Genomic DNA, 8,751 nt, shown 5'->3' on the forward strand with positions numbered 1-8,751 from the left:
ACCCTGCGCGCGCGGCTGGACCTGCCACCGGGCGTTCCGACCCGGATCGTGAGCTACCTGACCGAGCGCTGGCCCGTGGCCCGCGAAGCGCAACCCGACCCCGCGCCGCATCTGGTGTTCTGGGGTCGGCTCGCCGCGCAGAAGAACCCGCTGCGCCTCATCGCCATCTTCGTGCGGGTCCACGCGCGGCGGCCCGATGCGCGCCTGACGGTGATCGGCCCCGATGGCGGGCTGGAGGGCGCCCTGCGTGCCGAGATCGCCCGCCGCGGGCTGGAGGACGCGGTCACGCTGACCGGTCCGCTGGGGCGCGAGGGCATCCTCGAACATGCCGCGCGGGCGAGCTTCCAGCTTCAGACCAGCCGCTACGAAGGCATGGCCCTGTCGGTGATGGAGGCGATGCAGATGGGGCTGGTCCCGGTCGTCACCCCGGTGGGCGAGATCGCCCGCTACACGCATGACGGGCGGGACGCCGTCTGGATCGATGCCCCCGAGGGCGGTGATGCCGATGCCGAGCAGGCCGACGACCGGGCCGCCGCGCGCATCCTCGACCTGATCGAGGCCCCCGCGGACTGGCGGCGGCTGCGCGAAGAGGCCCTGACCCGCTGGACGGGCGCGCCGCTCTATGCCGAGGACATCCTGGCCGCGATCCGCGACGTGGTGCCGGCCGCAGACGAGGAGGCCGCATGACCTATTATCTCGTCTTCTCCTCGCTTCTCCTGGCTCGCCTGCTCGACACGGGGCGCCGGATGATCGGGTTCTACTGGGCGGTGCTGATCGCGCTCTACCTCTTCTCCGCCCTGCGCTTCGAGGTCGGCTGCGACTGGCCCAACTACATCCTGAACTACGAGATGCAGAAACCGGCGAGCTACGAGGACGCGTTCGCCTCGAGCAATCCCGCGCATTGGGTGGTGCTGGAGACGATGGACCGGCTGGGGCTCGACTATGTCTGGCTCAACATCGTCACCTCCGCGATCTTCTTCGCGGGCCTGCACGCGGTCGCCCGGCGCAGCCCCGCACCGCTGGCGGTGCTGGCGCTGGCCTTCCCGGTGCTGATCCTGAACATGCCCATGGCGGCGGTGAAGCAGGCGGCGGCCATCGGGCTGATCTGCTTCGCGCTTAACGCCTTCATCGACGGACGCATCGTGCGGTTCGGGCTGTTCGTGGTGCTGGCGGCTTGCTTCCACGGCAGTGCCGCGGTGTTCATCCTGCTCGCCCCCTTCGTGCTGGGGCGCTATTCCTTCCGCAACATCGCGCTGGCCGGGATCCTGGCCGTGCCGGGCGTCTTCGCGCTGCTGGCGACCGAGGCGGCGGAGGTGGCCAATACGCGCTACATCGCGGGGGACATGGATGCGGGCGGCGCGATCTTCCGCGTCGGCCTGCTGGTGGCGACGGGCCTGTTCTACACGGTCTTCCTGTCGTCGCGCTGGAAGGTCGCGCTGCCGCGCAGCCACAAGCTGATCAGCCTGCTGGCGCTCGGCATGATCGCGCTGGGGGTGCTGCTGCCGCTGTCCTCGGTGATCGCGGACCGGTTCGGCTATTACTTCGCGGTGCCCCAGGTCCTGATCTACGCGGCGGTCCCGTGGCTCTATCCGCGCGGCCGCGGCGCGCTGGTCGCGCTCGCCCCCTATGCGGCCATGACCGTGCTGTTCCTGGCCTGGACGCTGCTGTCCTCGCATTACGCACGCTGCTACGTACCTTACGGAGTGATCTGAGAATGACCCCCGGTTCCCGGACCCGTCCCGACACCGTGGCGGTGATGCAGCCCTACCTCTTCCCGTATCTGGGCTATTTCCAGCTGATCGCCGCGTCCGGCAGCTTCGTGTTCTACGACGATGTCGCCTTCATCAAGGGCGGCTGGATCAACCGCAACCGCGTGCTGGCGCCGGGGGGCGGCCTGCAGGTGTTCAGCGCCGCGCTCGACGGGGGGCAATCCTCCTCGCGCAGCATCGCGGACACGCCGTTGAGCGCGCGGCGCGACTGGCAGCGCAAGTTCGCCCGGACCTTGCGCGAAAGCTATGCGCGTGCGCCCCATGTCGATGCCGTCTGCGCGCTGGTGGACCGGGTGCTCGACGCGCCGGGCGACAGCATCGCCGATCTCGCCTGCCGGTCGGTGCGCGCGGTCTGCGACCATGTCGGCCTCGCCCCGCGTTTCGAGCGGTCCAGCCAGTTCGCGCCGGAAACCCGCGCGCTGGACCGGACCGGGCGCCTGATCGAACTGACGCGGCGCCTGGGCGGCGAACGCTATCTCAACCTGGAGGGGGGGCGCGCGCTCTACGGGCCCGGACCGTTCGCGGAGGCGGGGCTCGAGCTGCGCTTCCTCGCACCGCGGCTCGAGCCCTATCCGCAAGGTCGCAAGGCCGATTTCGTACCGGGGCTGTCGGTGCTCGACGCGCTGATGTGGACCCCGCCCGAGACGGTGCGCGACATGGCCCTGGGCGGGGAGATCGCACCATGACCGCACCGCTCCATCCCGTCGCCCTGCATCCCGTCGCTTTGCATGGGGCGCCCCGTTCGGGCACCACCTGGCTGGGGGAGATCTTCAACAGCCATCCGCAGGTGCGCTACGCCTTCCAGCCGATGTTCTCCTACGCGTTCAAGGAGTTCCTGGGCCCGGATCCGGACGCGGCGCGGATCGCCGCCTTCTGGGAGGCGCTGGCGCAGAGCGACGACGCCTTCATCCGCCAGGCGGAGAAGCGCGCGGACGGGCGCCTGCCGGATTTCGGGACCTCCGCCCCGACACACCTCGTCTACAAGGAAGTGCGCCATCACCACCTGCTGCCGGTGCTGATGGCGCGCGCGCCGACGCTGCGCGCGGTGCTGATCGTGCGCGATCCGCGGGCGGTGATCTCGTCCTGGCTGCGCGCCCCGCGCGAGTTCCGCGCCGACCTGGGCTGGCGGGTGGAGGAGGAATGGCGCGCCGCGCCGTCCAAGAACCTGGGCCGCGCGGAGGAATTCAACGGCTTCGACCGCTGGAAGGACGCCACGCGGATCTTCCTCGACCTGGCCGCCGCCCACCCCCAGCGGGTCGCACTGATCCGCTACGCGGACCTGCTGGCGGATCCCGATGCGGGCGTGGCCGGGCTCTTCGACCTGTGCGGGCTCGAGGTGACGGACCGGACCACCGCGTTCCTGCACGCGGGCACGCGGGCCGATCCCAGCGATCCCTACGGCGTGGACGCGCGGCGGCGGGCCGATACCGGATGGCGCGACAGGCTCGACCCCGGCATCGCGGAGGAGATCGCCGCGGACCTCGCGGGAACCCCGCTCGCCGCGTTCCTGGACTGAAGGACCGAGCTAGCTACGTCTAAAGATTACAAGAAAAACGAGCTTCGGAAGCGCTGCAGGGGGTATCAATCGCGCATTACTCCTCAGAAATCTTAACCGCTGTGAAATTGGAATTTTGGCATCGGTAGCAATAGCACGAGCACTACGAATAATTGTCCTTTTAATATCTTCACTGTAGAATTTCGCAATGCTATTCGACAATTCTTGATAAGAGCGAATTTTGGCAGAAACTTGCTCAAATAAGTGATTGCTTGATATATAATTGCGCTCGGACCAGCTGCCCGAAAAACTTAGACGATAAACTCCCATAGGATCGGCCAAAATTTTAACTCCACCGCGCTGTGCTCCAAAATATTTCAAGTAGAGATCTCCAACTTTTAGCCAAGGCCGTTCGTTGACGTAATCCATAAAACGCTCTGCCGCCGTGCGACGCACAAATAGAGATCCGGTGGCAAGCAACATCTGCCGACGCTCTAATACCGCTCCGGCATCATGAATACCTGCGACATCTCTACTGACTCGCTCCGCGACCTTCTCACCGTTGCGGTATTGCCAGATCATGACCGCGTGGGCGCACATATCGATATCCGGTTCGCCCTCCAACGCGGCGAGCTGGCGGGCGATCTTGGTGGGGTCGGTCCAGAAATCGTCCCCCTCGCACAATGCGAAGTAATCGCCCCGAGCTTCGGCAAAAGCGAGAGCGGCCGGGCGCCGGCCTTTTGAGAACTGGTTTTCCTCGCGCAGGATCGCGCGGATCAGACCCGGATGGCGCGCGGCGTAATCCGCCACGATCTCGGCCGTGCCATCGGTCGAAGCATCGTCGTGCACCACGATCTCGACAGGTACGTCCACCTGCTGCATCAGCATGCTGTCGAGGCATTGCGCGATCGTGTCCGCATGGTTGTAGGTGACGCAGCACATGCTCACGACGGGCGTGGTACCATCGCCGGGGACAGGTGCGGCCTGGTGTTCAATCTGCGTCATCGAAATCGTCCGAATTGGAAGTTGCGCTGACGGGTGCCTACACTAGAACGGGGTCACCCGCCACAGACCGGGCCGATCGCGGGAGTGTTTCTTGTCCAGTTCCAATATCTTCGTCACCCGCCCCTCCCTTCCGCCCCTCGCGGAGTTCGTGCCCTATCTCGAACGCATCTGGGACAGCGGCATCCTGACCAATGGCGGCCAGATGCACCGGGAGCTGGAAACCGCCCTCGCCGCCCATCTGCGCGTGCCGCAAATCTCGCTGTTCGGCAACGGCACCATCGCGCTGGTCGCCGCGCTGAAGGTGCTGGAACTGGAGGGGGAGGTCATCACCACCCCCTTCTCCTTCGTGGCCACGACCCACGCGCTGAAATGGAACGGGCTGGAGCCGGCCTTCGCCGATATCGACCCGGTGACGCTGAACATCGACCCCGCCCGGATCGAGGAGCGGATCACCGAACGGACCTCCGCCATCCTGGCCGTGCACTGCTACGGCAACCCGTGCGACGTGGACGCGATCGAGGCGATCGCGCGCCGCCACGGGCTGAAGGTGATCTACGATGCCGCCCATGCCTTCGGGGTGGACTGCCATTGCGGCTCGGTGCTGACCCATGGCGACCTGTCGGTGCTCAGCTTCCACGCGACCAAGGTGTTCTCGACGCTGGAAGGCGGCGCGATCGTCGCGCCCGATGCCGAGATGAAGGGGCGCATCGACCGCTCGAAGAATTTCGGCATCGTGTCGGAGACCGAGGTCGAGAGCGTCGGCATCAACGGCAAGATGAACGAGGTGCAGGCCGCGTTCGGCCTGCTGCAGCTTCGGCGCATCGATGCGGCGATCGCCGCCCGCGCGCGGGTGGCCGCGCGCTACGACGCGGGCCTGGCGGGGATCGCGGGGATCGAGCCCGTACCCTCCTCGGGCCAGATCCGGGCGAACCACGCCTATTACCCCGTGCGGGTGCGCCCGTCCTTCCCGGTCGATCGCGACACGCTCTACGAGGCGCTGAAAGCACGCGGCATCTTCTCGCGCCGCTATTTTTACCCGCTGATCTCGGACCTGCCGATGTATCGCGACCTGCCCTCGGCGGATCCCGCGGGTCTGCCCGCCGCCCGCGCCGCGGGGGCGGAGGTTCTGTGCCTGCCGATCTATCCCGACCTGTCGGAGGCGGAGCAGGACCGGGTGATCGAAGCCATCACGGAGGTCGGCCGATGACATCCCTCGCCAAGTCCGTCCTGCGCACCGTGCGCGATACCGTGCGCGGCCGCGCCGCCAGGGCCGCCCGCGCCCGGATCCGCGCCCGCCACGGATCGCCGCAGGTCTATGCGCGCAAGGTGTTCTGCGTCGGCCGCAACAAGACCGGCACGACCACGATGGAACGGCTGTTGCGCGAGTGCGGCTTCGACATGGGACCGCAGCGCGAGGCCGAGCGGCTCCTCGCCCGGCATGGCTGGACGCTCGGCCCGGAATTCTGGGCGTTCGTGGACGCGCACGAGGCCTTCCAGGACGTGCCCTTCTCGTCGAGCTGGGCCTTCCCCGCGATCTTCGCGCGCCACCCGGACGCGCTCTACATCCTGACCCGGCGCGATCCCGAGGAATGGTTCGCCAGCATCGCCAACCATCATCTGGGCCTGCTGGGCCTGCCCCCCGATACGGATCGCTTCGTGGTGGCGGAGCGTATGAAAGCCCATGCTTATATTGCACCAGGCTACCTGTATGAGACCCATATTCGTCAATTCGGCGTGACGCGGGATGAGGATCTCTATGATCGCGATCTCTACATCTCCAATTACGAACGCCACAACGCCCTGGTGCAAGAGACGGTCCCTGCGGCCAATCTGCTAGATATCGACATCACGGCCCAAGCCGATGCGGGGGCCATTGCCCGATTTGTCGGCATGGACGATCGCTTCGATCTGCCGATGGCATGGGAAAACCGCCGCCGATGATTTTCCTGATAGGCTTCGAACAGCCCGGTATCAATTTGCGGCGCACCCTGTTCGGCAATCACGGCGCGATCAGCGCGCCCGCGCCCATTCGTCTTTAATACCCACTACGCCGCCGTTCCGGCCTGCTGCATCCCGCGCCGGCGCGTCCGAACGTCCTGCCTGAGCGCCCACGCGCTCAGACCCCGTGATAGTCGCGGTACCAGGCCACGAACCGCGCCACACCCTCGCGGAAGGGCGTGGCGGGGCGGTAGCCGGTCAGCCGCTTGAGCAGCTCTGCATTGGCCCAGGTCGCGGGCACGTCGCCCGGCTGCATGTCCATGTAGTTACGGATGGCTTTAGTACCCGTCTCGGCCTCGATCGCCTCGATGAAATCGAGGAGGCGCACCTTGTCCGAATTGCCGATATTGACCACACGCCAGGGGGCGACGGGGCTGAGGCTGTCGCCCTCCTCGACCGCGCCGTCTTCCGGTCGCACCGGCACCGCGTCGATCAAGAGGCGGATGCCGCGCACCAGGTCCTCCACATAGGTGAAGTCCCGATACATCTCGCCGTGATTGTAGATGTCGATCGGCGTGCCTTCGAGGATGCCCTTGGTGAACTTGAACAGCGCCATGTCCGGCCGCCCCCAGGGGCCGTAGACGGTGAAGAACCGGAACATCGTCACCGGCAGGTCCCACAGATGCGCATAGGCGTGCGACATGCTCTCGGTCGCCTTCTTGGTGGCGGCGTAGATCGTCAGCTGGGTGTCGGCCTTCTCGCACTCGTCGAAGGGCATCTCCTCGTTGGCCCCGTAGACCGAGGAGGTCGAGGCCATCAGCAGGTGATCCACCTTCAACCGCCGTGCCGCCTCCATCACGTTGAAGGTGCCGATCACGTTCGCGTCGAGATAGGCGCGCGGGTTCTCCAGGGAATAGCGCACCCCCGCCTGGGCGGCGAGGTGCACGATCACGTCGGGCGCGAATTCGTCCGCCACCCGGTCGAAGAGCGCTTGGTCTTCCAGCATCCCTTCGGTGCAGGAGAAGCCTTCGCTTTGCAGCAGCATCTGATGGCGCCGCTCCTTGAGGGCCACGTCGTAATAGTCGGTCATCCCGTCATAGCCGTGGACGGTGAACCCCTCGGCCAGCAGGGCCTTCGCAAGGTGAAAGCCGACGAAACCGGCGGTACCGGTGATCAGGACACGGGTCATGGGGGGCCTTTCGTGACGGGTCGGCTTTCGGATGCCCGCCCGCCCCCGCCCTGTCAACCGCGGGGGCCGTCGACCGTGGGGGGCGGATCGCCCCGGCGCCCGGCCCCCGGCCCGTTGCCCGACCGCACCACCCCCCCTGCCCCGGATGCGCGTCGCTGGACCGGCGCGCGCACCCTTGCCTATAGTGCGCCCGAGCCGGACCCGCCGACAGATGCGGGCCGCGCGCACCACCGAGCATCCCGCGCCAGCGGGCAACAGACGGGACGCCGCCTTCGTGAAGAGATTTCCGCGCATCGCAGCCCTCGCCGTCGGCGTCGCCGCCTGCCTCGCCGCGCCCGCAGCACTCCACGCGCAGGCGGGGCCGCAGCAATGGGGCTACCCGTTCTACGAGGCCCCGCGCGACGGGCTGAACCTCTACGGCATGACCGGGCTGATCGACCTGCCCTCCGCCCGGATGCAGCCCGACGGGCAGCTCTCGTTCACCGCCTCGGGCTTCGGTCCGACGCAGCGCTACACGCTCTCCTTCCAGGCCCTGCCGTGGCTGGAGGGGGCCTTGCGCTACTCGCGCATCTCCGATTTCCAGGTAGCGGGCACCGACCGCTTCGACCGCTCGCTCGACCTCAAGGTCCGCCTGCTCGACGAGGGCGAGGAATGGTGGCGCCCCGAGGTCGCGCTGGGGTTCCGCGACGTGCTGGGCACGGGTGTCCTGGCCAGCGAATATCTCGTCGCGACCAAGGAGGTGCTGCCCGGGCTCGACGTGACGGGCGGGATCGGCTGGGGGCGGCTGTCGGGGGTCAACGGCTTCACCAACCCGCTGACCCTGGTGTCGGAGGGGTTCCGCGAGCGTTCTGGCGGCGCGCGCACGGGCGGCGACGTGGATTTCGGCGGCTTCTTCTCGGGCGAGGACGCGGCGCTGTTCGGGGGCGTCGCCTGGCGCACGCCGATCGACGGGCTGACCTTGCGCGCCGAATATTCCTCCGACGCCTACGAGCGGGAGCAGATCACCGGCGTGTTCGACCGGGCGAGCCCGATCAATTACGGGCTGGAATATGCCATCGCCGACGGGCTGCGGCTGGGGGCCTGGCGGATGTACGGCTCGGAATTCGGGTTGTCGCTCAGCGTGTCGGGCAACGTCACCCGCCCGCTGATCCGCAGCTTCTCCCCCGCCCCGCCCGAGATCATCCGCCGCGACGACGCGCTGCCCGCGAGCGCCCCCGACAGCACCGGGCTCCAGATCGCGCTGTCGCTCGAGGGGCTGGACCTGGTCGCGCTCGACCTGCCCGCCGCAGGGGAGCCGCCGGTGGCGCGGGCCACGCTGCGCAACCTGCGCTGGCGCCAGACCCCGCGCGCGCTGG

At 67.5% G+C, this 8,751-nt stretch carries 9 protein-coding genes; 7 read left to right on the top strand and 2 right to left on the bottom strand.

What is annotated here, in order from left to right; all coding sequences use genetic code 11:
- The 4 genes from RX333_RS16950 to RX333_RS16965 all read left to right on the top strand — a co-directional run.
- Positions 1-687, top strand: a 687-nt coding sequence (locus RX333_RS16950) for a glycosyltransferase family 4 protein (protein ID WP_316016146.1), incomplete at its 5' end; no start/stop codon positions are given.
- Positions 684-1,712, top strand: coding sequence for an EpsG family protein (locus RX333_RS16955; protein WP_316016147.1), 1,029 nt, complete (start codon positions 684-686; stop codon positions 1,710-1,712). The genes RX333_RS16950 and RX333_RS16955, both read left to right, overlap by 4 nt.
- Positions 1,713-1,714: 2 nt before the next feature.
- Complete coding sequence (locus RX333_RS16960) at positions 1,715-2,455, top strand: WbqC family protein (protein ID WP_316016148.1); 741 nt, start codon at positions 1,715-1,717, stop codon at positions 2,453-2,455.
- Positions 2,452-3,285: a sulfotransferase gene (locus RX333_RS16965; RefSeq protein ID WP_316016149.1), complete on the top strand. Its 834-nt coding sequence runs from the start codon at positions 2,452-2,454 to the stop codon at positions 3,283-3,285. The genes RX333_RS16960 and RX333_RS16965 overlap by 4 nt, the downstream gene beginning before the upstream one ends.
- Before the next feature lie 9 nt (positions 3,286-3,294).
- Here RX333_RS16965 and RX333_RS16970 read toward each other — a convergent pair whose 3' ends face one another.
- Positions 3,295-4,269: a glycosyltransferase family 2 protein gene (locus RX333_RS16970; protein WP_316016150.1), complete on the bottom strand. Its 975-nt coding sequence runs from the start codon at positions 4,267-4,269 to the stop codon at positions 3,295-3,297.
- 91 nt (positions 4,270-4,360) lie between these two features.
- Here RX333_RS16970 and RX333_RS16975 point away from each other — a divergent pair, with 91 nt between their 5' ends.
- Positions 4,361-5,476 (top strand): DegT/DnrJ/EryC1/StrS family aminotransferase, encoded by a 1,116-nt coding sequence (locus tag RX333_RS16975; protein WP_316016151.1) that lies wholly within the window; start codon positions 4,361-4,363, stop codon positions 5,474-5,476.
- On the top strand, positions 5,473-6,210 hold the full coding sequence (locus RX333_RS16980) for a sulfotransferase (protein WP_316016152.1): 738 nt from the start codon (positions 5,473-5,475) through the stop codon (positions 6,208-6,210). Before RX333_RS16975 ends, RX333_RS16980 begins: the two co-directional genes overlap by 4 nt.
- Positions 6,211-6,385: 175 nt before the next feature.
- Here the strand turns inward: RX333_RS16980 and RX333_RS16985 are convergent, their stop codons facing one another.
- Positions 6,386-7,396, bottom strand: coding sequence for an NAD-dependent epimerase/dehydratase family protein (locus RX333_RS16985; protein WP_316016153.1), 1,011 nt, complete (start codon positions 7,394-7,396; stop codon positions 6,386-6,388).
- A gap of 274 nt (positions 7,397-7,670) precedes the next feature.
- On the opposite strand from RX333_RS16985, the gene RX333_RS16990 reads away from it, so the two are divergent.
- Positions 7,671-8,751: YjbH domain-containing protein (locus tag RX333_RS16990; RefSeq protein WP_316016154.1), on the top strand; the 1,081-nt coding region annotated here is incomplete at its 3' end.

Source organism: Roseobacter sp. HKCCA0434, assembly GCF_032464675.1.
In the GTDB taxonomy this organism is placed as follows: Bacteria; Pseudomonadota; Alphaproteobacteria; order Rhodobacterales; family Rhodobacteraceae; genus Pontivivens.

What these genes read in the sequence shown, in the direction of transcription:
- RX333_RS16985 (WP_316016153.1), bottom strand. Translation starts at nt 7,396, where the DNA reads ATGACCCGTGTCCTGATCACCGGTACCGCCGGTTTCGTCGGCTTTCAC.
- RX333_RS16980 (WP_316016152.1), top strand. Translation starts at nt 5,473, where the DNA reads ATGACATCCCTCGCCAAGTCCGTCCTGCGCACCGTGCGCGATACCGTG.
- RX333_RS16955 (WP_316016147.1), top strand. Translation starts at nt 684, where the DNA reads ATGACCTATTATCTCGTCTTCTCCTCGCTTCTCCTGGCTCGCCTGCTC.
- RX333_RS16965 (WP_316016149.1), top strand. Translation starts at nt 2,452, where the DNA reads ATGACCGCACCGCTCCATCCCGTCGCCCTGCATCCCGTCGCTTTGCAT.
- RX333_RS16960 (WP_316016148.1), top strand. Translation starts at nt 1,715, where the DNA reads ATGACCCCCGGTTCCCGGACCCGTCCCGACACCGTGGCGGTGATGCAG.
- RX333_RS16970 (WP_316016150.1), bottom strand. Translation starts at nt 4,269, where the DNA reads ATGACGCAGATTGAACACCAGGCCGCACCTGTCCCCGGCGATGGTACC.